Raw genomic sequence first — 25,966 nt, 5'->3', positions numbered from 1 at the left:
TCCTCCCTATGCGGGGTTACATACATGCTAACGTATAACAACCATCCGCAGACGAGTAGACGTTGCAATAGTTCTAAGACCACTCCTAACCTCTTCTTCTGTCAATTCAAGTGCATACGTGCCAAGCTGTATATAATCCAGTCCGATCACCTCATATTCGGAGACGTGCATGCATCGCTGTTTTAACGAATCCATGTCTGCATAATACTTGCTTAACCACTTCATCCGTGCATAGTTGAAGTTGGATAGGGACAGCGTTCCGTTCTGAATATGCTCACACATCTCTTCAACCCGGTTATATAAAGAAACGGGATCAGCTGAATACCCACAAGCGTTCGAAAAGGCAAATTCCTTACGATAATAGTGGTCCCATTCTGCACCTTTATGAAGCAGACCCAACTCCATACATTCCGCATGGAAATCCGAAGTTTCACCCAGTAAAGCTTCAATGCCGATCATGCAAGCGACTTGCTCTTTTAAATGCATCCCATCTTCGGCACGGAACCCATACCTTACAAGTGGCAAGGACAATCCGCATTCAATCTCTCGATATTGCTTATTGGAGTCCTCGCCCAAATAGTCGAGTGTAACTTCTGGCAGGTAGGCACCATTCAGTGGTTCCATCGCAGGGAATTTTTCCAGCATATCCGTAATGAACTCCGTTTCAACCGGACCGGCAACCGCTATCGCCATGCTCCCTGTGGCATAGTGAGTGTTGTAGGCATGCTTCAGCTCATCCGTTGTCATTTGGTACAGACTATCCGGTGTACCTGCAACATCCATCGTGATGGGGTGATTGCTGCCATACATCATCTGAGTCAACTGCTGCAAAGCTCGCCAGGAGGGCTGGTCTGCATACATGGACAGCTCCTGATGAATGACGGACCGTTCCTGTTCCACATGCATCGGGGTGAAATATGGAGCAGCTAGCATGCCGGTGAACACCTCCAGACTTCGTTTCAAATCGCCTGTGCAGGCCATTTGATAAGTCGTTACATCGTAACGTGTCAATGCAGATGTCGAAGCTCCCAGAGTATGAAATAACGGCTTGACGGGCCGTTGATCCGGATTGTAGAACATCATATGCTCAAGGAAATGTGCTCTGCCAGGTAGGGCTCCATCATGGATTGAGCCATAGGACACGGACCACGAAACAAAAGTATGATGGAACTGGGGTTCGGGGAAAATGTGGACCGACAGACCATTGGATAAACGCCTGCGGACAGGTGCGCTATTCACAATACTATTCATGAGTCACCTCCTGCACTGGTGCGGAATATTCGCTCTCAGGATACAAAATCCAGGTGACAGCCTTTTTCATGCCAGAGGCTACCTCAGCCACTTGTTCCGCAGTAACGCAGGATATGGCTTCCAGGAATTGCGGAGTTGTCATCTGGACCCGGTTGAGCAATCGATCGATATGAAGGTTGACCACCTGCTCAGGCAGATCGTATCCCACTTGCACATAATGCATCACATTCTGAATAGCTCTATTCAGCTCCACTTCCTGAATGTCTCCCCTGCATATCCTCAGCCATTCAGCGTCTATCGCTTCAAGGACCTCTGTCACATATCCACTGTTTGTTCCCGTTGTCACATGAAGCATTCCCCGATAATCATCCAGCGTGCTGTAGATCTGATACACCCATTGCTTTCGTTCACGAAGCTCAGATTGAAGCCTGGAAGCTGGCGTTGCGCCAAACAGGGAATGAAAAAGAAACAGGGCAGGATAATCCGACGATCCATACGTCACTTCGGTGGTAAAGGCCGCATTAATCTTGCATTGCTGAACATCCATCAGTTCAAGCATCATCTCGCCTTCCTCCCGGTGCTCAGCAGGTTGATCTTGCTCGATCACAGATGGAGTTGCTCCCCCATCAGTCGTGAAAATCGAAGGCAAAAAGGTCTCCATGACCTGAGCTATCATCACATCCGATTGGAAATCACCAATCACATGAATATGTATTGGGCTACAAAGCACTTCCCGGTACCATTCCTGCAATTTACCATTACGCACACAATGTTGCAGTTGCTCCAAGTCGGCATCCCTGCTTCGTCCCGCATACCCAAGCCACTCCAGACTGCGCCCCCGTATCACCTTGTCCCAATCGGAAACAGCATAGCCAGCATGATATTCTGCCCAAACAAGTTCCTCCTGGATCTGCGCTTCATCAAAATCAAATCCGCCCTTAAGGCTCGGTTCGAACATCATGTCTGCGAGCAGCTTCAGCGCATCGAGCGTCCGTGCATCGGTCCCGGGCAGCAACCCTGCAGGGATACGCAACCAGATGGATGCAAGCTGAGTCTCCCCCTTCTCCTCCAATTCGCACCTTAGCTCATCGGCATACATAGACCATAGTTGCTGCTGTAGCTTTCTTTTGCCGAGAGAATCCTGCCTGAAAAGCAGCCGCACAATGACTGCAAATACCGCTGAGGGAATCCTTCCCTGTTTGTTAACGATACCAAGGTGGAGATAACAGTTGGCGTATTGGCTTGTTGGCATCACATGGACCGATAGACGATTGTACTGCTCCGTAATGAAAGACTGCATCCTTGCCTCCCCCCTTATCTGACGGTTAACCCAAATTGTAGATCATGCCACTCGCGGTGTTCAGTCCAAGCTGACCGAATCCCTCCAGCGGCTTGGAGAACCAGTCCACCTGACTCTCAGCTTCCGCTGAATGAAGATTAGTCTCATCCTCTTTCCAGTGAATCACTTGCTGATGGTGACGGTCCCAGAATCTCCATAATGCAGGCTGCTTCAGCAGTTGATTGCGAAACGGCTCATATACACGTCCTGCTGATTCTTGAATATCCCCTTCTAAAATGAAAGGCGGCAAGAAAACAATTTTGGAACGAAAATCTTCAGTCAATGTCATGAAATAGGGACATACAGGCTTGCGTGTCTTGGCTAAAATACGAAAAATACCGCTCCTCGTCCGGATGCGTGAACTCAGGAAAGGAAGCTCCACTGCGCGATTATCCGCGTTGAACCCAGTCTGACCATCTACGAAAAGGTTGAATGAACCTCCCTTCCGCAAATGAGAATATAATCGTATGCCAATCATCTCATCCTCGGCATTCAACAGATCAGCACCTGCAAACTGCCGTAGGGTATTCCAGGACGATAGCTTCTGTTCCTGCTCTACGGTACCTTGTTCAGCCACCAGATAGAAGGGTAAGCCGGACTTCATGTGGCCTGCGCGAATCTCCTGTCCGATGGTAATCATGTTATGCCGGACGAATCCATAATGCCAGCTCAACAAGGCCCCACCTTCCTGCAGCGTCGCTTGCAAATGTTCAAGCCCCTCGACTTCATCCCAATCCATAAAGGAGTAAGGGTTTTTTTTGTGTTCATCAACCGTCCGCAAAAAAGCCAGATAATCCATCCAGATCAACTCCGGTGACGTTTCCAATTGAAGAGGCGAAAGTTCCTTAACAATATTCATTAGCGCATAGAAGAATCCCAGTCGAATTCCGTCTGTCTTTTCCCGATACAGCTCCTCCCTGACCTGTTCCCGATGTAACGTATATAATGTACGAAAATCCTTCATCCTTACACCTCCTGTATACCCTGATTCATGAATACTCCCGCTCCCGACAGCATTCCTTCCCTGGCTGCGCTAGTTCTAGAAGACGATTCAAACCGCCGACGATTCCGGTCGATACCATCCATCATATAGACCAACATTCGAAGCGCCAGCTCATATTGTCCAGGAATGTGCCGATCCGATTGCACACCCTGTCCTTCAACCATATCCATCCCTTCATAAGATAACGGGACCTCCAGCGCTGCAATAACGCAGTCTCGAATGTTCTGCCACGTCGGTCCTGCAGCAATCGGAAAATCAACAAACGGGAAGCTTCCCGGATCAAGGGAATCCAAGTCAAAAGTTAAATAAGCCGAGTCGACATCGTACTTCTGCCTTACCTCGTTCAGAACATGGCTCACCCTCTCGGGTGTCATATGCTCTGCCGATATCTGAATCAAGCCAGTATGGCTGTACATCTGATCTGCTGAGCGAAGACCACGCAGGCCGATCTGTACAACAGCAGCAACCGTACCCTGCTCTAGCAGATGTCTTACAAAATTGGAGTGACTGGGATGCTCCTGATGAATGGCATCGATACCGCAATCATGATGGGCATCGAACTGTACCAGCACCCTTCGACTGCCCGTGGCCTTTGCCATCATCTGAAGCACAGCATGCGTAATAGAATGGTCTCCGCCAATGCAGCACAATAGCGCCTGTTGATCCAGCGCATGATCCAGTGCGGCCGCAAGCCCCTTTTGATAAGGAACAGCTGTATCCGCCTCCGCTTCATTCATAAGACAAGTACCCCAATCCTGCATGGTTACGCTCTCAAGCAATCGTCTCCCACTTCCAATATCGTACAAGCTCGAATTCCCGGACTCTTGTAACGATGGATAGATGACCTTTTTCCACGATTCTACACGTAACGCATGCGCAAGTCCGGCAACGGAGGAGTTTAACATGCTTGTCCCACCAGAATGAGGGATACCCAAGATCCCCAGTTGAGGAGCCCGATGACCGATGAGAGGCTCATACAAAAAAAAAGGCGCTTCCGCAGGTTCCACCCCCGGCAAATCCGGGGGGCGTTGTGGCTCCAGCTCTTTCGCAGGTTCCAGCTCATAAAACTGACTGAACGTTTCATCCGCAGCGATCCACGTATCTGCAATGCGACGTACCAGATAAGCAGGTTCTGATGTTGTCATGCAAAAACCTCCTGTACGTAGTTAGAGTCAAGTCTGTGTGGAATAGCTCTTATTCGGCAACGTCGCTTCACCATCTGTACTGATGTCCTTATCCGCAGACGATTCCACATATTCCCGCTTCAGCATTCGCATGAAAGGCAGCAAGAACGACGACATGCCGACCACATTCATGCCAGCAATCACCGCATAGAAGTAAGTAACCTCATTGAAGGCCCGAGTCAGTCCCCAGCCAAGTGCGATAATAATCAGAAAATACACCGCATTCAGGAGTATGGCCTGGTATCCGCGCCCGCTCTGTTCCATCGTCAGCAACGTTGTCATCATGGGACCCATGCCAATATAGGAAAGAGCCACGATGGACAGATACCTTGCCGCTTCGGCTCGGGTTGCTGCGTCTTCGATCAGAAATGCGATAAGCGGATCTCGCCAGATCCAGACGGCAACGGCAATGATCACGTACAGAACAAAGGATTGCAGCAGACCTTGGCGATAGCTTGCATAGGCCCTTGGCCGGTGTGGCGACTGCAAATTATGATTGATGATAATGCCGATGGCCGATCCAATCACGATACCCGGCAGGATCGCCATCGTCTGAATTCGATAACCAACGCCAAAGCCAGCAACCGCCCCTTCGCCAAAGTGACTAACAATTTTATTGAAAAAAAATGTGCTCAGAAAAATCATGCAGTACGAGATGAACACAGGAATACCGACATGCCTGAGGGCCATCAGATGTTTTTGGGCAAAAGCAAAGCGTTCAAAGATCATTTCCCGACGAATGAACAGAATCAGCAGGGAGATGGCCAAGGACAAGACGGAAGTGATCAGGTTGGCATAGATGATGCCCTTCAGATCCAACCCGAAGACCGACACAAATGTATACACAAGAGCAATGTTTAGCATCGCCATCCCAACCGCGTTCCACGAAGCTGCCTGTGCCCGGCCCAGTCCTCGTAACGCCGCACTGGTCACCGCCGCCAGGACAGCCGGGATGCTCACTGCCATCATGCCCCCTACGTACAGCGTAAACATGGGCCCAATGTCGGCAGGCACACGGTAAAACCATGAGAGCACAGGGGTCAGTAACATCACAATGCCCCCGGTCAGAATGGCAAGCAGCATTGCACTGCCCATCATGTGCACGAACAGCTGGGTAAATGCACGTGAGCCCCCGGCACGACTGCGCGCCACCGCGACCTGAACAGACAGCTGCATCGCTTCGATGATGGCAATCATGACGAATGAGACAGGAATATACAATGAGAGCACATATAATACACTTTGACTCGTATGACCCAAGAAGAATACATTGGCCAGTTGTGTAATCACGTTAACCAGAGAAGCGAGCAGCATCGGAACGGCCGTACGGAATAACAAACGATGGATCGAGCCGGCCGTATAATCGATCCCCTGCATGGGGTTCACCTCCACAATTCATGAAGTCTTGATTTCTTGATTCATTGTAAGCCTGCTGAGGATCGGCAGACGTATCACATGCACGCAACAAGCCGATATCATCCGATCGTCATCCCATGAGACGAGCATGACCCGATCATCCGGCCTGATGATCCCCCGCTCTAGCTTATCTGCCAGCTGTATCCATACATCACCGCTCTGATAATCGGTTCGTGGTACGCAGATGGTCTTAGAAGGGGAAATATGCAAAACAGCACTGCCATTGAGACGTAATCCCAGTCTCGACTGAAGAATGACATGCACGGCTCCATGGCTATCCATCCATTCGCGGATCATGCCGAGTGCCTCGGATGAAAAAGCCGTGGCATCATCCGATCTAATGATCCGTTTTCCCGCATAGTGTATCTGCAACGCTCCTTGACCAAGGCCTACCTCAAGCGCCACCGCCATGTCGCCCAAATCACCCTTAGGTTCAGATGGTTGACCATATGCAATCTGTCCATCGTCATGGAGAATTCGCTGCTCCACCAGAACAATCGCAGTCCGTTCGTTAGGAAGCATGCTCCAAAGAGCAACCTGAATGGCCTCGGTGCCTGCGAGCGCACCCATATGGGTAATACCAAGTGGATGATCAACTCGCCACGGCGCCGTTTCAAGCATTCGGGCAAGTGGAGCATTCAGCGCATGACGTTCTGGACAGGTTTGGGCTAGGATCAACCAATCCCAATGCGGCTTTGTACCCAACTGCTCCAGCACCATAAGCGCAAGATCACCGGCTGTCACCCGTCTCCCGTCTGCCATAAGGGAGCGAGTCAGCGTTCCCACGCGACCATAGTAGTGATCCTCCATGTATATGTGCGGCGATACGTAAACATAATCATCCGGTGTTGGCCAATCCAGCGTGTACAGATGATCCTCCGCAGTAAGCCAGCAAATATGATCCACATAGATTGGTGCGCCAATATCACCATGAAGTGAATCAGACATGCTGCATCTTCCCGTTGGCATACGCCTGAAAAACGCTAATCTTCTGAATGGACGTTGTGCCTTCCATGAACTCAAAGGCCCTTGCATCGCGATACCATTTGTTCAACAGAGGATGCTCCAGCATGGAACCTGGCCCCATCATCTCCAGTGCCCATTCCGTCGCTTCCTCGGCAACTGACGCAGCCCGTATTTTACTGAGGGAAGCCAGATATCCCTTATTCGCATCATGGTCAATCTCTACTGCTGCATTCCGAATCATGCTGCGTAGCGCATGCAGACGCATCTCCAATCGCTCCAATTCTGTCTTTTCACGTTCTGTGAAGATCGTTCTGTGCTCCACAACATAATCATAAGCAGCCTGTGCAACACCAAGCGCCAATGCCGCCACACTAGGGCGCATCCGGTGGAATGTACGCAGTGCTCCCCACAGTCCACGCTTGGTTGGGCTTAAATGACGACCCAGAATATCTTTCTCTTCCAGTGGGAAAGCCTCGAATTGCAGATGGCTGAGTTGCAGACCGCGAAGCCCCATCGTGTCCAGCGGGGTTGCTGTGAAACCCGGCAGAGAAGGATCAACTATAGCGACCTGAATGCCCAGAGGCGTACGATTGGTCTGGGCAAATACCAGTCCAATACTCGCCCGGTGTCCGTTCCCAATGTAGAATTTATGTCCGGTTAGCTCCATTCCCCCATCCGGATGTCGCGTAATCCGCGTGCTGATCTCGGTTGCATCTGAACCCTTCTCCGGCTCTGACAAGGCAAAAACAGCCCAGGCCGGACCTTTCAGAAAGTGGCTATAAAAGCGCTCCTTCTGTTCCTCATCGCCCAAGTCAATCATGACGATGCTGGACATGGAAGGCCCAGGTCCTCCCAGAAAAACGCCCGCATCTCCTGCGGACAACTGCTCGATCGTAATGACTCTTTCCAGCGAAGAGAGTCCATAATATCGATCCTGACCTATGGTTACAATTGGCTGGCCGCCATACTCCGGGGGAATCATCATATGATTGATGGCCTGCAGGGCAGACGTGTGCAAAAAATCGGTGAGTCGGTCTGGCTCCCGGTCAATCGTCTGGCCGATCTGACGAAGCTCCACAGCATACTGCTTCATCACATGCTCGAATATCGCAATTGTTGATGGAGTAATCATCAATATTCCTCCTTAGCTGGCAACAGCATGTTTTTCACCAGTTGGCCTGCATATGTATATGCAGATACGCCATGTCTCAAAAAACCGAAACCGCCGCCAAGACGTTGAATCTGTCTGAAAGCTTCGTCCAATTCCTGATGTATCCACGCATGAACCCGGACCGATGGAAGACCTGGATTTGCTGAGAGGAAGCGGTCTTCAGGCAACGTTTCCGCCATGTAGAGCGTTGTCAGGATGTCAGCGACCATGCCTTTCACGAGCTGGTGCTGAAACGTGGATTGCCCGCCCGATATTCGCACCGACAAATGCCTGCGAACCTGCTCCAATCCAGCCTTGCACAGCTCTACGCGGAACTCAAGCAGGCGTGTTCTCAGCTCATTCGAGGTCACTTTCTCGCCTGATGTCTCTGCCTTCTCGCCCTCGTTCGGCTGTACCCGGCATAACAGTAGTCCAGAGGGCTCAAGCATCCGATCCTGCACATGAACGGCATGTAGTTGGTTCCAACGATACAGCCCTGCTGATTGTTCATGCCAAAGTAAAGCATCTTGTTCCATGAGATGAGCGGTTGCGAGCACGTAGGGACCTGTTGCCAAAAGCACTGGACGATTGTTCACCAGTAAGGTTTTTGCCTCCAACATTTCCGATATCGGAGCTACGGGGTTGCCTGCTGCCTTTGATCCGACGGGCTTAGCATCTGGGCCCTGGAATTCAATAACGTGCATTGTCATTCCTCCTGTTCATTCTTCTTCGCATCCTCCATGCTCCACCAGTGCAAAACCAAAAAAACTGCCGAGCCCGATACTGACCATGATGGAGCGTCCCTTCCTACACACCCAGTCCTGCTCCAATCCCGAACTCAGGTTAATGAACGGGTCGGTGGAAAAGTTATGTCCGATTCGCTGAATGTTATCCAGATATATCCGTTCAAGTCCAACTCCCGTACGTCGCGAGAATTCCTTCCAGGTAGTCCAGTTCACATTATGGGGAAAAATATGATTCACATCTTCGAAACTCAGGCCTTGCGTTGACAGCAGCTCTTCCATCCCTTGAATGATATGGTCCACATACAATCGGTTAAATGCCGAGATCTCATCGGCGGTTGCATGATAACCAGTATGGAACCGGGTATCTCGCAGCACATGCGCCGCCTGAACGACATGCTGACAGCTCTCTCTGCTCAATAGAACAGCTACGGCAGAATCACCCAGAATGGCCGATTTGCGCAGATAGCGCCATTCGGGAGGCAAAAAATTGAATTGATCCGCACAGATCAACAACACATTCCGAATGTGAGGCTGCGTTTGCGAGATTCGCTCAAGCCATTGAAGAGCGGCTATCGACGATGCACAGTTCATTTGGGATATGCCATAGAACGGTACATGTTCAAGCCCGAAGCGCTGAAGGACACGCTGCACAAGCCTGTAATCGCTCGGTGTCTGCACCTGAAAGGAATGGACATAGAGAACAAGGTCGATTCCGGAAAGGGCAGGTCTGGTCTGGAGCCGTTCCACAGCCTGTGCGATCGTATCGTCAAGCATCTGGCCCGGTTCCGTTACAGGCACACCTTCCAGGCGGTGGTACTTGCGCAGAAACTGAAGCTCGCCTTTTCCAAGCTCCAGGGCAGCCAGCACCTCTTCCGGCTGCTGAATCTGTTCAGGCAAATAGACGCCAATATCCACAATACCGAACCCCAATGTTCTCCCTCCTTCTGCGATTAGTGTCCATTCATACTCCATTCACAAGTTCGGATCAGCAAGGCGTGAACAAACGAATCCGTCTGCTCCAGATGCATAAGACATATGTACTCGCCCCCGTCCTTCTCTTCCAGTAACTCCTGTAATGCGAAGAATGGCGCTGCACTCCAGCGCGATGGATCATAATAACTCTTCGATCCACACTCCCTGTACCAAGCAGCCTGATTGCACAGCTGCTCCAGATCAGGATGGATGAGCAGGTTAATCTGATTCCGGTGAATGGATGCCCTGACACATAATCGATCAAGTACCATCTCCGCAGTATCGGCTACGGAATGCTCGGCATGTCGCATCTCTACACCAAGCAGGGAAGGTCCTACGCCTGTCATCCGATCAAGGTATATGGCTGCGGCCGTGTCCGGTCCAGGCGGCGAAACAAGTTCCATCGTTTCATAGGGGAGAGCCGTCTGATCCATGACCAGCAGCATGCCTTTCATGTAACCTTCTCTGCCCAGATAATGCTGAAGCATGTGGAGCGCCGCAAAAGGAGCACCAAAACCAAGATCATTTACAGCAAAACTGATAAAACGGGCCTGATAACGATCCATCAAATAATTCACAATTGATATATCCGGGCGGGTATTCGGAAAATTGTATGCCAGCAGCAACACATCCACATCCTGCATGACCCGATCAAGTCCCGTCTCTTCCAGCAGTTCCACACTCATCTCGTGATAGGCATTGTTGTTACGCCCCTGCAAAAGTTGAACGTCGTACTTGATCTGAGTACCTGCAAGCATATCTTGATGAAATCGCAGCAGTTCCGGATGTTCGAACGGAGGCTTCTTCTCCGAGAACAACCTGACTCCCATCTCCCGTATGGCAACAGGCGAAGCCATCAGGCCGCAATGAGCTGCTTCTCAATATAAGCAGCCAGGGAGCCTACCGTATCAAATACATCGGGCTCCAGAACATCCGGGTCAATCTCCAGACCTTCAATCCGGTCTTCCAGCGTCATCAGTAGTTCCAGAACCGAGGTCGAATCCAGGTACAGCTCGTCAAATAAAGATGTGCTTAATTGAATATCCTCCCTGGCTTCCGTATTCAACACTTCAGCAAGGGCACCTTTGATCTCTTCAAGCAATACTGCAGTTGTCATGATCATCATCTCTCCTCATCAATTGGTTATTGCCGTATGGGATATTTTAATCAAGCGTTGCTTGGACAGTAGATCCTGCGGAGTATCCCGCTCACGGATCAAGTGAGCCTCCCCAGCGACAATCAGCACTTCCGCCGGACTTCCATGACTCAAAAAGTGTGTGGGAGAAGCCGTTGGTCCGTAGGCCCCCGAATGAAAAACACCGATTAGATCGCCCCGTTCAACAGGAGGAAGCAATACCCGTTTCCCAACAACATCATTCGGCGTACATAAGGGACCCGTAATATTGTATTCGGCTACAGGGGACTCCCCATAACGCGTCAGGGAGGCAATCGGAAAATTACGCTTCACGTAAGAACCTGTGCCCACCGCCGCCATATGGCAGTTCGTTCCACCATCGGTTACGACGAAGTGCTCTCCATACGATTGCTTGACGTATAGAGCTCGACTGACCAACATACCGCAGGTGCCTACCAGATATCGCCCAAGCTCCATGAACAGCCGGGTGTTGGTATGACTATGCCGAAACGATTCGAACATTGGATTCAACTGTTCTGTCAGTGCGGCTATGGATAGGAACTGCTCACCTTCATGGTAGGGCACGCCCAATCCCCCGCCTACATCGACCATACGCAGCGTGATATCCAGCTCGTTCTCGATTCGATCAGCCAATTCCAGAATATGGCGGGTATTCTGAACGATCGGCTCTACATCCAACATGCGGGTTCCCATGTACACGTGAAGTCCCATGATCTCCACATGGGAGAAGCTCTCGAACTGTTCTTTCCCCTGGAGCACACTTTGTTCATCCATACCAAACTGACGTGGTTTGCCACCCATGGTCAGCCTGGAGCCTTTAACAGAAAAGGATGGATTCACTCGCAGCGCCACCGGCACGATTCGCCCCTCACTTGCAGCGATGATCTCTATGCGCTCCAGCTCCTGGAACGATTCACACACGATCGCATATATGCCCAGACGTATGCATGCCGTAATCTCGTCATCGCTTTTTCCGGGTCCAAGGAAAATAATGCTTTCTGCTGCTACTCCAGCCTGTACAGCCGTATGCAATTCGGCCAGGGAACATACCTCTGCCTGTGCTCCCATCTCCCGGAGCATGTGTACGATCGAAATATTGGGATTGGCCTTCAATGAATAGAACAGCTCCACTTGAGGCGTAAGCAATCCCCTAAGCTCCTGATACACCTGCTGCAACACATCCCCGTCATATACATACAGCGGGGTCCCGAATCTCTCGGCGATGTCCGAAACAGGCAACTGCTGAATCTGATATTCCTTAGACACTCACATCACCTCATTAATGGAAGATAGGACGGCTTCTATCGCTTCGTCGATCACTCCCAGCCGTTCAGGGGAGGACGCAATAATCACGCCATACAGACGTCCGGAGAACAAGGTCCCCTCACTTCTGAATGCCGCATTGACTGTGGCAAAATTATTAATCAATAATCCTTCGCCGCGTTCCGGTTCGAACATCAACGTACCCAACCGGGAACGAAGTACTCCGTATTCCAGCAGGTGATTGAGCCGGAGCGTATATTTTTTCGCCAATCCACATTGATCTTCGGGCAGCCATTGATACTGAATGTTGGTCTGATAGGTAGACATATTAAACCTGGCATTTATCTCAAGATTGGGCCAGATTGTACCGTCCTCGTCCAGAATGGCGTCCATGCCGGCAATGCCGTAGTATCCATCTCGATACAGAGCTGCTCCAATTCGCATGGCCGCTTCACGAATAACCTCAAGTTGAACATCGTTGAGCCGCGAAGGCATGAGATGCCCTTGATGTACGCCTTGCTCTACCAACGATTCCTTGACGCCAAGAAACTCGACTCCACCGGATCGATCGATGAGAATCTGGTAATTCAGGTCACAGATTTTATCAATCCATTGTTCAAGCACGTAGTTGATTTGTCGAATTCCTTTTTTGCTAGCCTGTTTCTCCAGCATGCTCATGCATTTGTGAAACCTGGCTTCATCGGTGATGACGGTAATTCCCTTGCCTGATACACCCATGGAATCCTTCAGCACAAGGCGTCCACCCTGCTCTAGAACGGCCTTTAGCTGATCGAAACCAGACACCAGTTCATCCAAAGACGTGCATTCAACGCCTGGAATTTGGCGAATACCCAGCTCCGCGTTGAGACGGCGGGAATACCCCTTGTCATTCACCCTGCGGAAGATATCTGAAGATGGAACAGCCAGCGGAATGCCGGTTCGTCGGGAGAATTCCTCTTCCTGATCCGAGGTTCCAAAGGGAACCAGATAAACATTCGTTCCAGCAGCCTGTGACAGCTCTCTCAGCTTGTCCATTGTCCTTGGACAATTCAGAAGATTCGCGGTAATGTTCAGTGCCGGATCATTGTGCTCCACCGTTATGCATCGGGAGCGACCAAACCCAAGCGCCTGTGCATCTGCCATGAATCCCTGATTCGGCGGCCCCTTGAGCAGGATAATATCGTTCTCTCCGGCGAGGAAAACACCCAGTTCCTCCATCCGATTAACAACGTCCGCAGCCGAGCCTATGCTTAATGAGGGCAGCTTGAGAATACCCGTTTCACTCCAGTACTCCTCCACCTCAAAATTGTTCAGATAGATAAAAGTAACGTCATGCTGGCCCGTTAACGCCCACTTGAGCTTGCTCGAAAAATCCGTCAATACGGTGGTCAAGGCCATCCCCTCCTATTCCTGCATACTGCATCACTGCTACGCTGAATGTAACCCCAAGTCCGACCGTAACAAGCAGATAATACTCCTCTGGTTGCAACAACTTCTGCTCTAGAATGGCTTGCAGATTAATAAATGGGTCCGAACAGAAGCAATGTCCGATCTCCTGTACGTTGGACGTATATATGCGTTCAAGGGGATAGGATAAACGGATAGCCACCTTCTTCCACGAGGATAGATTCACATTGTGTGGGACGATGTATCGAATATCCTGCAGCGCCAGACCCGCCTGCTCCACGGCTGCAACAATGGCTTCACATAACCGAGGCGTGTAGATTTCCTGAAACTCCCTGAGAATCTGCGGGGTTCCCGTTAGTACATTACAGAATTGGCCCAGGGTAACACTCGTCAGTCCAACGACACGACTTCCGTTACCCTTGTTACCCACCAGCACGGCGGCTGATGCCTCTCCCATCACGGTGGTATTGGGGATCAATTGCACAACGGGACTAAAGGTTTTTTCACCTGTCAAAATTAAAATATGATCATCCGCTTCCAATGAAGGCAGCAATGTCTCGGCAACATTCAGGGCAATTAAACCCGATGCACAGTTCTGCTGCGTAAGCGAAAACGCGATGGCATGCTGCAACCCGTAAGCCCTTTTCAGGGCTTGCAAAACTTTCATAGGAAAGGGGAAATTTTCCTGAATTGTGTGGCAATAAATGATATACTTAATCGAGTTAGGAGCGATCTCCGGGTTATTTACCACCTGGGTTAATACGTGCCCAAGCAACGAAGCCAGATCTCCATCCCTGTCTTGCCGAACCTGTTTCAAACCATGAATTTTTTCCAGTACCTTCGTCTGGGCATTATTGAGTCCCAGCACCTCGTTCAGTTCCCTGATCGGCACAATGTGCTCCGGAATGTAAGACCATATTTGCTTGATATGCATCGGCTTCAGACACCTCGTTATCACTAACGTACGAATCTCACTGAAATATAGGGAGATAAAGAGCTTCCGCAGAAGCTCCCATCTATGAATCTAGCGTAATGCAATAAGTAAGTAGGAAAAATCAGGCACGAGCCGCCGCTGCTGCACGAGCTGCTACAGCACGAGCTTCAACTGCGCGAGCGGATACCGCGCGTGCACTGACTTCACGTGCCTCGCCCAGTACATTCGTTTCCAATTGTGCTGCTTCAACTTCTTTGCGCTTCAGTTGCTCCAGTGTAATGGGAGTCGCTTTAATGACCATTCATATCTCCTCCTTTCATCTTGGATACTCTGATTCTATAATCTCCCAAATTGGATTTAAACTGTAAATGGAGGTAAATGAACCTCTCACTCTCCTTACCCCTGCTTCTGCACGTTCGATGGACCCAACATACCAATCACATCTCCATTCCAATCAAACTATATTCAAGGGACGGTGAACGATCATGCTCGGACCCAAAATCCGGCAAATCCGGGAGCAGCTTGGACTGTCTCAGAAGCAACTGGCAGGTGAGGATATGACGCGTTCTTACATCAGCCTTATCGAAAAAGGTAGAGCCGTTCCCTCGCAGCGTATGTTAAAAATCATTGCCAGGAGACTTAATACACCCATGGAGTTTTTTTTGGGAGGAAGTGTATCGACAGATTCGGATATTGGTGAGGCTGTGTTGGAAAAGGCCAAAGCCTGTTACGCCGAGCAGAATGATTCTGCCTGCATCCGCATAGCTCGTAAAGTGCTGACACTGACGGAGGATACATCGGATCAGTCTGAAGCCTACCTGCTCATTTTGCGAAGTCACAACAGACTTGGGGATTATCGACAAGCCTTGGATGAAGGGGAAAACGCAGCATTTACGGTCATTCGAACGGGGGACAGGGAACGTATTGTTGAATATTATCTGGAAATGGGGAGAGCGGCTTTTCATGCAGAGCTGTTTCATGCTGCCCGGAAACATTATGAACAGGCGTATACGTACAGCAGCAGACTCAAACATCTACAGGAAGAACACATCCAATCGCTGACCTTTCTTGGCACAACTCATTTAAGACTAGGCAATGTGAATGAGGGGTTAAACTACTATCTCAAAGCGGAGAAGGAAGCCCAGATGGCCGGACAACCGGAACTGTATGGCGAGATTACGCTGGGTTTGGGCAAAGCCTATTATATGTCCGAACAGGACGGACACATGCTGCTAAGTTATGACTGGACCAAGAGATCCGTACAGGCCTATAAACAGGCGAGCAGCGAATCCTACGTTCTGGCACTTCACAACCTCGCCGTGATCCAGCTTCATATGGGGCAAAAAAAAGAAGCCCTCCCCTTGCTGGATGAATGCGCACGAATTTACGATAAACGCAATCTTCCCCACAAGAAGGCTTCCATATTAGAGGAAATCAGTAAAGTTTATTTGGAACAGCGTGAGCCAGAACAGGCAGAGGCCATCATCAAAGAAGCCCTCCAACTGCTGGATAAGCAAGATGAAGGGATGCTTCGTGCCAAACTGTATCGCTTGCTGGGTATTGTATTTCATGAGAAAAACAACAGCAATGAAGGTTATTACTTTTTAAGAATGAGTCACGATCTGCTTAAACGCATCTCTGCAAATCGCGAGGCTGACATCAGCCATCAACTCCTCCTGCTAAGCCTGCAAGAGCGTAAAATGAACTACGAAGATTATAAGTCATTTATCAAATAAAAGCGGATACCTTCTTCATCTAACAACTGAGGACATAGGGAAATGAACAGATGGATTTTAGGGTCTCTGAACAGGGACCCCACTTCCGGGAATCCACGGTGAAAGGGCACAGGATCAATCTCATCGAACAGGTACAGGATCATTCAGCTCCAGCAGCGTTTCCGTAGATACGGCATGCTTTTGTCCCTGCTGACCACTAAACTTAGCCGATCCTGCATGTGCTCCCGAAACATGAAGCTGTCCTGCAATAAAAGGTAGAAGCATGATGGTAACCATGCAGAGTTCACTTGCCATTGTAACGAATTTGCTTCCTTTACTCTCCATGCTCATCTCTCCTCATGTCTATAATCGGGTAGCATAGTCCACCATCGATTTCTGGCAACCTAAGACGTATTTTACGGATAATTGCAATGACTTTAAATACGTTAATCCCCATTTACCTCTACTTGCACATGAAACTCATGTATAAAAGGTCATATGATCTTTGTCTTCGCGATAATAATCCAGCCTTTGCTTCATCGTACCTGTATGCAGTTCAAACAAATGACCATCCGGATCGGTAAAATATACAGATAATGCATCCCGCGGATCTCTTGGCCTTCCGGGAAGAATGTCTGCCCCCGCTGCTCGCAGCTGCTGCACAGACGCGTCGAACTCCTCTTCTGTAACGGTAAATGCAATATGGGTATAGGTTCGTTCCGTATAGTTGCGAATAACATCCTCCTGATTCAGGGCAATCCAAAGACCGGCAAGCTCAAAATAAGCCAGTTTGCGTCCTTTCACCTGAATTTGGGCACCGAGAGCCTGCTCATAAAAGGTAATGGCCCGCTCCAGATTGGATACGGAAAAGCACAAATGATTAATTCCTTGAATATTCATGTGGCTCCTGACACCTCCATCGATTTAAGGATCTATCCTTATTATGGTATATTTTGCGCAAAAAACAACCGCTCTGCTGTTTCCCCCCGCACCTTCTTCTGGGCGAATGCATAGGTTATCCGTATCAATGAACGTTCGAGGAGGATGTAAAGCGAATGAATCCTGTCTATCCTTTTTATGGTGGGAAAACGGTATGCAAGGAGCAAAAGCTGGCATTTCCACCCCAGCATCAGGACCAGCAACCTGGTCTGGAAACCCTGATGGTGCCTGAACCGATCAGTGAAGATCCTGCCTATATCGGTAGCTGCAAACTCCAAGGTAAAGTTGCCATTATTACGGGTGGTGACAGTGGAATCGGCCGGGCGACCGCCATCGCTTTTGCCAAGGAAGGTGCGGATATCGTCATTGCTTATCTATATGAACGGACAGATGCCGAAAGGACTCGTGAAAGGATCGAAGAACTGGGACAGCGCTGTCTCTTAATCGAGATTGATCTCCGCTTAAAGAAAAACTGTGAGGCTGTCATTCGCACAACCATGGAAACCTACGGGAAGATCGATATTCTGGTCAACAATCATGGCGTACAGTATGTGCAGCCAAGCATCGTTGATATTACAGAAGAACAGCTGTATCACACCTTTCAGACCAATGTGTTCGCTTATTTCTTTCTGATTCAGGCCGCTCTCCCCCATCTGTGCAGAGGTGCCTCCATCATCAATACGGCTTCCATTACAGCATATAAAGGTAACACCCAACTGATCGACTACTCTTCTACCAAAGGAGCTGTCGTATCGCTGACTCGTGTACTCGCCCAATCGCTCGCTGCACAGGGAATCCGTGTGAATTCCGTCGCTCCGGGACCCATCTGGACACCGCTCATCCCTGCCAGTTTCTCCGCTGAGGATGTACAGGTATTTGGAACAGATACACCCATGGGTCGAGCTGGTCAGCCTTACGAACTGGCGGCAGCCTACGTTTATCTCGCTTCCCGCGATTCATCCTACGTCACAGGTGAATGCATTCATGTAAATGGCGGCGATATGGTAACGACATAAACTGATGTCAGGTTGGATTTGGCAGGTGTGGCAGGATATCGGTTGTCCAGTTGCGAAGAGGGTTAGGAGTATGATCCGGTTATGCCGGAGCCTGACATCTAGCGACAAGGAGCTGAACAACCTGATGAACTTCGATCCACTCTACCAACCGTACCCCTCTTACCGCGTGCCTGTGTATGCGAAACAAGGCATGGTCGCCACGTCTCAGCCACTGGCTGCACAAGCCGGTCTGGATGTATTGAAAAAAGGCGGCAATGCCATCGATGCCGCCATTGCAACTGCGGCAGCACTCACGGTGCTGGAGCCAACGTCCAATGGCATTGGAGGCGATGCTTTTGCCCTCGTCTGGACCGAGGGCAAACTGCATGGACTGAATGCCAGCGGCCCTGCGCCTCAGGGCATATCCATTGAGGCGCTTCAAGCGGCAGGCTATACGGAGATGCCGAAGCTTGGGGTTGTTCCGGTGACGGTGCCTGGCGCACTGGCGGGTTGGGCTGAGCTGAGCCGCCGTTTTGGGCGGCTCACGCTGGCGGAAGCGCTGGAACCGGCCATCCGCTACGCGGAGGAAGGTTATCCGCTTGCGCCTGGGCTGGCCCGCCACTGGGCAAGGGCAGCCGAGATCTATGCACGCCAGGGTGATGCGGAGGCAGGGCGTGCGTGGTTTGAGACATTTGCTCCAGGCGGGCGTGTTCCCGCAGCTGGAGAGATGTGGCGCTCGCCGGATCATGCGGCGACTTTGCGCCAGATTGGCGAGAGCGAAGCGCGAGACTTTTACGAAGGAGAACTGGCAGAGCGCATTCATTCATTTATGGCAGAGCACGGTGGTTATCTGACTCACGAAGATCTGAAGGCTTTTCAGCCGGAGTGGGTTGATCCCATCTCCGTCTCCTATCGTGGTTACGATGTATGGGAGATTCCGCCGAATGGACAAGGATTGATTGCTCTCGCAGCGCTTAATCTCCTGAAGGGATATGATTTTGACGAGAAAGAATCCGTTCTGGCGTATCATCAGCAACTTGAAGCCATGAAGCTGGCATTTGCCGATGGGGAGAAATATATTACTGAAGAACGCAAAATGGGTGTGACGGTGGAGGAATTGCTGTCCGAGGCATACGCGGAAGAACGGCGCAAACTCATTGGTGATACCGCACGAGCACCTGAGGCAGGTGATCCACGTGCAAGTGGAACAGTCTATCTGGCTACGGCAGATGGTGAAGGCAATATGGTTTCGTTTATCCAGAGTAACTATATGGGCTTCGGCTCTGGATTGGTTGTTCCGGGGACAGGCATTGCTTTGCAGAATCGCGGACATAATTTCTCACTGGACCCTAATCATGGCAACGCCCTGGAGCCAGGTAAACGAACCTATCACACGATCATTCCGGGGTTCCTCACCCGTGGCAGTGAAGCGGTAGGGCCATTCGGTGTCATGGGCGGTTTCATGCAACCGCAGGGTCATGTGCAGGTGGTCATGAATACGATCGATTATCATCTGAACCCACAGGCCGCCTTGGATTCTCCACGCTGGCAGTGGACGAAGGGCAAAACAATTCTCGTGGAACCGGGTTTCCCGCAGCACATTGCACAGGCACTCGCCCGCAAAGGACATGATATTCAAGTGGCACTCGATCCATCCCAGTTTGGGCGCGGTCAGATTATCTGGCGCAACCCGGACAATGGCGTATTATGCGGTGGTACGGAAACCCGAGCGGATGGCTCGATTGCGGCTTGGTAAAACTCGCGTCATTTTTATAATAGGATGATCACCTTATCATTCGTATAGGGTGAAATTTTAAGGCACAACAGAGATGATTCATGTCATCTCTGTTGTGCCTTTTTTCGACTTCTAACATCAGTAAACAACATACTGTAGATATTAATGTACCCTTTTAACCAGAGAAATGTAAAAATAATGTGTAATTCATGAAAAATACTTATTTTTTTCGTAAATTTTCACTACATACCATAAATCACAGTGCCTTTCTGACCGATATAGATAAAGGGAAATCCTCACCATACGTGTCATCATGCACACGTACTTCCCTGGAGCTAAGGAATCACGCAAAACAGAAAAATGCGACTACAGAAATGAGGGTACCACACATGAAAACAAACAAGAACAGACGCGCAGGTCTAGGTCTCACCATAATGATGATCCTGACGGTACTAATCCTGGGGGCATGTTCACCCAACAATACAACAACGGCAACAGACACAAGAACAAAGGTTGGGATCGTGCTTACGGAAGTGGGTCTGGGTGACCGTTCTTTTAATGATGCTGCTTTTGATGGACTGGTTCAGGCCAGAAATGAGAAAAGCATTGTCTTTGACTATCGTGAACCGGGCGACAATGCCGAAGCTGCATTTGAAGAGTTTGCGGAAGCCAAATTCGATCTGGTTATCGGCCTGAGTGATGCTGTCCAAGCGGATATGGAGAAAGTTGCAGCCAAATATCCTGACCAGCAGTTCCTCATGATTGACAGTCAGTCCGAACTGCCTAACATTGCCTCCATTTCATTCCGGGCGGAAGAAGGAAGTTATCTGGCAGGTGTTATTGCCGCTATGGCTTCAACGGAAGATCATGTTGGCTTCCTTGGTGGAATAGAGATACCGGTCCTTCGTAATTTTGAGCAGGGTTTTAAACAAGGTGTTCTGGCTGTCAAGCCGAATGCAACCGTTGATGTCGTCTACGCAGGGGACTTTGGCAATGCCGAGCTGGGTGAACAACTGGCTACAGAGATGATTCAGGAAAAGGGCGCTGACGTGATCTACGTTGCTGCCGGTCTCACAGGCGTAGGCGCACTGACGGAGATTCAGAAATTAGGGAAATACGCCATCGGTGTAGATACCGATCAATTCTTTTTGGCGGAAAAATCCATTCTTACGTCCATGCTGAAAAATGTGGATGTCTCTATCTATAATGCCGTTAACACGTTTGTTCAAAACAATCATACCTTCCCTCAAAAGGAAATCGTGGAGGGGCTGGCGGAGAACGCCGTGGGTCTGACTGCTCTACATAATATCACGCTCAGTGATGAACAACAGCAAACCTTCGAAGATCTGAAGGCAAAGATCTCTTCCGGTCAAATCAAAATTAAGCTTGATCAATAACCCATCGGATACGAGGAGGTACGCACATGAAACTACAGGGAAAACTGATACTTAATGCTCTAATTTCACTACTTCTATGCCTTGTGCTAGTCGCTTATATCATCATGCAATTGCTCAACATGAATGCCAAAAATCAAAATCTGGTACCAGCCATGCTCAAGGTGAGTGAACTGAACGCCAATCAGATTCAGACCCAGCAAGCGCTGGATGTCTACTCATTCTCCATGACAGCAGGAAACCAGGACGCCGTACTTCGCTTGCTGGATGAAGGTCAAACGATGATTCAGGAACTTACGGACGGATTGCTCGAAACAGATCAGCAGTTACAACTTATTCAGTCCATCGAGACAAAATTAGAAGCTCTCAACCAGGGAGCCACCGAAGCGATGAATGCGATGAACAGTGCGGAAGCGAAACGTTACAGCACTCGGGTTCGGGGCATACAGAATGATATTTATTCGTTAGATGAGATGACTCGGGATCGTTATGATCAATATACCGTCGATTTGGAACGTGACATTCAGCAAACGTGGCAAACCGCTCTGGCAGGAGCCATCATATTGCTCGTCGCCGTAATGCTGTTTAATATGTATACTTCACGTCAGATCGCCAAGCGTATTCGAACACTCAAAGACGCTGCGGGACAAATTGCGGACGGTGACCTAACCGGACAATTACCGGAATCTCGGGGCAAAGATGAACTCGATGACCTGAGTCGCTCCTTCGGTATCATGACTCATAATATCCGCGGCATTATTCAGTCGATTGGTGAAGCGGGTCATCGTGTCGATTTGATGGCGCAAGATATTGACCGTGGCAATGATACAGCCCAAGCGATCGTGCAGCAAGTATCACGCACCACGGAGGAACTCTCGATTGGCAGTCAAAAAATTGCCGAGGATCTGAGTGAAACAGTGATGGTTGTGGACAAAATGCAGTCTACCTTCAATAGCAATCTGGAGGCCACTTCCCAATCCGTAATCGATGGTCGTGAAGTATTAACTACCGTTGAGGAAGGTAATAAGGCTGTAGCGGAGCAACTCCGCTTGGCCGAAGTGAATCGTATGGCGATGGCCGAGGTAGAACAAACGGTGCGGGAACTGGAAGAAAGCGCGGTTCGGATCACTACGATGACGGCATATGTATCGGAGATTGCCAAACAAACGACCATGCTCTCGTTAAATGCCTCCATAGAGGCTGCTCGCGCTGGAGAAGCTGGACGTGGCTTCGCTGTTGTTGCGGGCGAGGTGAATAAACTCGCCGAACAATCTGCGCAATCGGTCAAACATATCTATGCGGCTGTGGGCGAGATCACAACCTCCATGGACAAGGTGAAGAACTCTGTAGCACAGAGCATGCAGTTATTCGGCGAACAGGAACAAGCCACTGGCCAGACTCGCGAATCCTTCTCTGCTATTCGTGAAAGTGTGGAGCGCATTAGTACCGGCATTCATCAGCTTGCTGAGGACATGCAACACTCCAATGAACTCAGTACACAGGTGCAACAGGCGATCGAAAATATCAGTGCCATCACCGAGCAGTCGGCTGCCAGCAGTGAAGAGATCACCGCCTCCACATCGGAACAACAACGTTCCTTCGCTGATGCAAGTATCAAGGTGAAGTCATTGCGTGATATCAGCGCAGAGATGCATCAGGAATTGCTGCGATTCCGGTTGTAAGCAGGATGCCAGAGAATTTTGGGCTGGACGTAGATCGGAAATAGTTTAGATGCAGATTATAGGCATGTTATGGGCAGGTTATAGCCGAGCCAGGATCAGGTAGCGTGAACAAACAAACAAACAAACAAATAAACAAATAAAGGGGAGCCTCCGTCATGAATCATGACAGGCTCCCTTTTTCAGTAACTAATCGTTGTTTCATCCAACCATTAATTCGTTTCAAAGATATGAAAGTATATAAATTGAACTAAACATTTACACGAAACGGAGAGGACAGAAAGAACCAGAAGAAGCGGAGCTAAAAGCTATCTGAAAGAAAGCTGCCTCGGAAGCATATACTTCGCCTAACAGCTTTTTGAAAGAAAGCCGTCTCGGAAGCATACGCTATCCCGGATTTCCTAATTTATAAAAAACTGGGGATAACAGCGATCGGAAGGTTGTTCTGTCACCGGAGTGTCCAGTGTAAATATTCTTTAGTTCAACTTATATAGATAATAAGACATCAGCGTTTCAGATCCAAACGTTTAACGAACCGTGCAAACCTTATTGGGCCATTAATTGCAGATTATAAAATCTAACGAATCTCAGGCATTCTATTCCCTAATTTAGTCCGGTTTTTCAGGTGTTTTATCTGAAATACACAGAAATAACGTGGATGAGGTTCGTTAGCTTTTGCTCCTCGATGTAAACCGTGGTATAAGGTGTATCAGGTTCGTTAGGGCAACGAGCACTGGGCATTGGTATTGAGTATTGAGCAATGGACACTCATCTGCTTTTGATGCGCTGGTTCGTTGGTTTACTTGCAGTTTGAAAATGAATCGGCATAGGTAGTAACCCAAAACCGCGAGCTTGTGCCACACCTGCCCCATCCTCACAGTGCGTCGATGATGTCTCCGGCCAGCAGGGACGATGGGTCACCGCGCAGCAGTGCTGCGCGTTCAGCGGCCTGTCCGTGGAGATATACGCCGAACGCGACGGCTTGCTCCGCGCTGAGCCCCTGGGCAAGCAGACCGGCGATGATGCCGGTCAATACGTCTCCGGCACCGCCAGTCGCCATGCCGGCGTGCCCGGTGGTGTTGATGTACGCCTCGCCGGACGGCGTTGCGATGACCGTTCGTGCTCCTTTGAGCACAAGGGTCACGCCCTGCTCGCGGGCGTATTTTGCAGCGTGCCCAATGCGGTCACGCTGCACCTCTTGGGTCGACATGCCCAGCAGTCGGCCCATCTCGCCAGGGTGCGGCGTCAGGATTGTCGCCGCACTTCGCTGGCCCCAGTCGCGAGGCCCATGTGGGCCAGCGTCTGCCAGCATGTTGAGGGCGTCCGCGTCGATGACGAGCGGACGATCCGTATTTTGCCACAGACGGCACAGCCAGTCTGTGTCGCCCTTGAAGCGGCCGAGGCCGGGGCCGGTCGCGAGCACGTCGCGGCTCTCCGCGAGACGCAGCACGGCGTCGGCGGAAGCCGCGTTCCATTCGCCGCTGTCGCCATCAGCGGCGGCAGCAAGCATGAGCTCGGGCACGGTGCCGATGACATGCGGCAACAGTGCCGCGGGCAGCGCCCATGTGGCGAGCCCGCAGCCTGCGCGCAGCGCGGCCTTGGCCGAGAGCAGGCCAGCGCCGCTCATCGGCAGACTTCCTGCGGCCAACAGTACGTGGCCGTAGGTGCCCTTGTGGCCGTCCGGTGCCCGTAGACGGCCTGTATCCACGCGCAGCGCACCGCGCAGCACCTCGTCCGTCAGCAGACGGACCGAGGGGCCATGCTCTGGCGCAAGTCGCGCGGGAATGCCGATGGCGCGCACCACAATGCGCCCCGCAGCAGAAGCACCCGGGTACTGCACCAGCCCGCGCTTAAGCAGCGCGAGACATACGGTCACCCGGGCTTGAATGCAGGGCTTGTACACCTCTCCGGTGTCGGCGTCCAGCCCGCTTGGCACATCGGCGGACACGACCGGCTTGCCGCTGTCGTTCGCCGCCTCAATCAGCGCCGCGTAAGCTCCCCGCGGCGCCCCCCGCGAGCCGGTGCCCAGCAGCGCATCCACGATGCCTGTGCACCGGCTGAAGTCCACGGCTTCGCGCCCGTGGACAAGAGCAGGGATGCCAAGCTTCGCGGCGGCATCCCGTTGCACTGCGGCTTCGCCCCGCAGTGCATCAGGGGCATCGGCGTAGACCAATGTCACCCCAAGCCCTGCTTCAACCAAATGGCGCGCGGCCACCAGCCCATCGCCGCCATTATTGCCCTTGCCGATCAGCATGTACCACTGCTGATCTCCCGGGCGCTCCATCACCAGCGCCGGATCGGCGATGATGTCGCCACCATAACCTTGCCGATCGCCGGGCCCGGTGTGTGCCCGCCTCGCATCGGTCTGGCTGCTATAGCCAAGCTGCCCTGAATCCACAAGCCGGCCTTCTGCCTGCCCTTCCCGGCACAGCTTGATCACTTCCTCAGCAATGGCTCGGCCTGCATTCTCCATTAGACTGGCAGCAGGAATACCCAGCTTATGAATGGTATACTCGTCCACAGCTCTCATCTGTTCAGCGGTTACGATAAACAACGTTCATCCCTCCCCGTGACAAGCTCATCTCATACCTATAAGCAACAACATCGCACCTAAACGCTGTATCCTGTATGTGTATCGCTATCTTTCCCTTTACCTCATATAGTTACCATGATGCGCTTCATGCATCATTGGAAGCTCTATCGATCCCGTGTACGAGACCTT

Annotated in this window: 23 protein-coding genes; 5 read left to right on the top strand and 18 right to left on the bottom strand. The window is 50.7% G+C overall.

The genetic code is table 11. The features are described from left to right. Positions 1-27: 27 nt before the first annotated feature. From V6668_RS02835 to V6668_RS02765, 15 genes are all read right to left on the bottom strand, one after another. On the bottom strand, positions 28-1,251 hold the full coding sequence (locus V6668_RS02835) for a M16 family metallopeptidase (protein ID WP_036672123.1): 1,224 nt from the start codon (positions 1,249-1,251) through the stop codon (positions 28-30). Next, positions 1,244-2,551 (bottom strand): M16 family metallopeptidase, encoded by a 1,308-nt coding sequence (locus V6668_RS02830; protein ID WP_036672126.1) that lies wholly within the window; start codon positions 2,549-2,551, stop codon positions 1,244-1,246. Before V6668_RS02830 ends, V6668_RS02835 begins: the two co-directional genes overlap by 8 nt. Before the next feature lie 25 nt (positions 2,552-2,576). After that, positions 2,577-3,554 (bottom strand): hypothetical protein, encoded by a 978-nt coding sequence (locus V6668_RS02825; protein ID WP_036672129.1) that lies wholly within the window; start codon positions 3,552-3,554, stop codon positions 2,577-2,579. Positions 3,555-3,556: 2 nt separating this feature from the next. Then, positions 3,557-4,738, bottom strand: coding sequence for an arginase family protein (locus tag V6668_RS02820; RefSeq protein WP_036672131.1), 1,182 nt, complete (start codon positions 4,736-4,738; stop codon positions 3,557-3,559). Positions 4,739-4,765: 27 nt separating this feature from the next. Beyond that, entirely contained in the window at positions 4,766-6,154 is a 1,389-nt protein-coding gene (locus V6668_RS02815) for an MATE family efflux transporter (protein ID WP_036672133.1), read from the bottom strand. An 18-nt stretch (positions 6,155-6,172) separates the two neighbouring features. Further along, positions 6,173-7,141, bottom strand: coding sequence for a hypothetical protein (locus tag V6668_RS02810; protein WP_036672135.1), 969 nt, complete (start codon positions 7,139-7,141; stop codon positions 6,173-6,175). After that, a complete protein-coding gene (locus tag V6668_RS02805; protein ID WP_051449817.1) occupies positions 7,134-8,291 on the bottom strand; it encodes an acyl-CoA dehydrogenase family protein in 1,158 nt (385 codons plus the stop codon). Before V6668_RS02805 ends, V6668_RS02810 begins: the two co-directional genes overlap by 8 nt. Continuing rightward, a complete protein-coding gene (locus V6668_RS02800) occupies positions 8,291-9,013 on the bottom strand; it encodes a hypothetical protein (RefSeq protein ID WP_036672138.1) in 723 nt (240 codons plus the stop codon). Before V6668_RS02800 ends, V6668_RS02805 begins: the two co-directional genes overlap by 1 nt. Positions 9,014-9,028: 15 nt before the next feature. Further along, complete coding sequence (locus V6668_RS02795; RefSeq protein ID WP_036672140.1) at positions 9,029-9,985, bottom strand: 3-oxoacyl-[acyl-carrier-protein] synthase III C-terminal domain-containing protein; 957 nt, start codon at positions 9,983-9,985, stop codon at positions 9,029-9,031. 20 nt (positions 9,986-10,005) lie between these two features. Beyond that, positions 10,006-10,857, bottom strand: coding sequence for a hypothetical protein (locus tag V6668_RS02790; protein ID WP_338707663.1), 852 nt, complete (start codon positions 10,855-10,857; stop codon positions 10,006-10,008). 26 nt (positions 10,858-10,883) lie between these two features. Beyond that, a complete protein-coding gene (locus V6668_RS02785; RefSeq protein WP_338707662.1) occupies positions 10,884-11,144 on the bottom strand; it encodes an acyl carrier protein in 261 nt (86 codons plus the stop codon). Positions 11,145-11,162: 18 nt separating this feature from the next. Next, positions 11,163-12,449, bottom strand: a complete 1,287-nt coding sequence (gene lysA / locus V6668_RS02780) for a diaminopimelate decarboxylase (RefSeq protein ID WP_036672146.1) — start codon at positions 12,447-12,449, stop codon at positions 11,163-11,165. After that, positions 12,450-13,838, bottom strand: a complete 1,389-nt coding sequence (locus tag V6668_RS02775) for an ATP-grasp domain-containing protein (protein WP_051449818.1) — start codon at positions 13,836-13,838, stop codon at positions 12,450-12,452. Continuing rightward, positions 13,777-14,787, bottom strand: a complete 1,011-nt coding sequence (locus V6668_RS02770; RefSeq protein ID WP_338707661.1) for a 3-oxoacyl-[acyl-carrier-protein] synthase III C-terminal domain-containing protein — start codon at positions 14,785-14,787, stop codon at positions 13,777-13,779. The genes V6668_RS02775 and V6668_RS02770 overlap by 62 nt, the downstream gene beginning before the upstream one ends. 121 nt (positions 14,788-14,908) lie before the next feature. After that, complete coding sequence (locus tag V6668_RS02765; protein ID WP_338707660.1) at positions 14,909-15,088, bottom strand: hypothetical protein; 180 nt, start codon at positions 15,086-15,088, stop codon at positions 14,909-14,911. 184 nt (positions 15,089-15,272) lie between these two features. Here V6668_RS02765 and V6668_RS02760 point away from each other — a divergent pair, with 184 nt between their 5' ends. After that, the gene (locus V6668_RS02760) at positions 15,273-16,523 is read left to right on the top strand and encodes a helix-turn-helix domain-containing protein (RefSeq protein ID WP_036672152.1); all 1,251 of its coding nucleotides are present in this window, start codon (positions 15,273-15,275) and stop codon (positions 16,521-16,523) included. A gap of 120 nt (positions 16,524-16,643) precedes the next feature. On the opposite strand, the gene V6668_RS02755 is transcribed toward V6668_RS02760, so the two are convergent. Together V6668_RS02755 and fosB are read right to left on the bottom strand one after the other, a co-directional pair. Continuing rightward, entirely contained in the window at positions 16,644-16,847 is a 204-nt protein-coding gene (locus V6668_RS02755; protein ID WP_338707659.1) for a hypothetical protein, read from the bottom strand. 135 nt (positions 16,848-16,982) lie between these two features. Beyond that, complete coding sequence (fosB, locus tag V6668_RS02750; protein ID WP_036607427.1) at positions 16,983-17,402, bottom strand: metallothiol transferase FosB; 420 nt, start codon at positions 17,400-17,402, stop codon at positions 16,983-16,985. A gap of 155 nt (positions 17,403-17,557) precedes the next feature. On the opposite strand from fosB, the gene V6668_RS02745 reads away from it, so the two are divergent. The 4 genes from V6668_RS02745 to V6668_RS02730 all read left to right on the top strand — a co-directional run bounded on the left by V6668_RS02745 (position 17,558) and on the right by V6668_RS02730 (position 23,247). Next, positions 17,558-18,457, top strand: a complete 900-nt coding sequence (locus tag V6668_RS02745; protein ID WP_338707658.1) for a glucose 1-dehydrogenase — start codon at positions 17,558-17,560, stop codon at positions 18,455-18,457. Between the two features lie 124 nt (positions 18,458-18,581). Next, complete coding sequence (locus tag V6668_RS02740) at positions 18,582-20,192, top strand: gamma-glutamyltransferase family protein (protein WP_338708887.1); 1,611 nt, start codon at positions 18,582-18,584, stop codon at positions 20,190-20,192. A 368-nt stretch (positions 20,193-20,560) separates the two neighbouring features. After that, a complete protein-coding gene (locus V6668_RS02735; protein ID WP_338707657.1) occupies positions 20,561-21,568 on the top strand; it encodes a BMP family ABC transporter substrate-binding protein in 1,008 nt (335 codons plus the stop codon). A gap of 26 nt (positions 21,569-21,594) precedes the next feature. After that, a complete protein-coding gene (locus V6668_RS02730) occupies positions 21,595-23,247 on the top strand; it encodes a methyl-accepting chemotaxis protein (RefSeq protein ID WP_338707656.1) in 1,653 nt (550 codons plus the stop codon). A gap of 871 nt (positions 23,248-24,118) precedes the next feature. On the opposite strand, the gene V6668_RS02725 is transcribed toward V6668_RS02730, so the two are convergent. Continuing rightward, a complete protein-coding gene (locus V6668_RS02725; protein WP_338707655.1) occupies positions 24,119-25,798 on the bottom strand; it encodes an NAD(P)H-hydrate dehydratase in 1,680 nt (559 codons plus the stop codon). Between the last annotated feature and the right edge of the window lie 168 nt (positions 25,799-25,966).

Source organism: Paenibacillus amylolyticus (genome assembly GCF_036894225.1).
Classification (GTDB): domain Bacteria; phylum Bacillota; class Bacilli; order Paenibacillales; family Paenibacillaceae; genus Paenibacillus; species Paenibacillus amylolyticus.
Note: the sequence above shows the minus strand (reverse complement) of the source record. Positions and strands in the feature narration are given on the sequence as shown.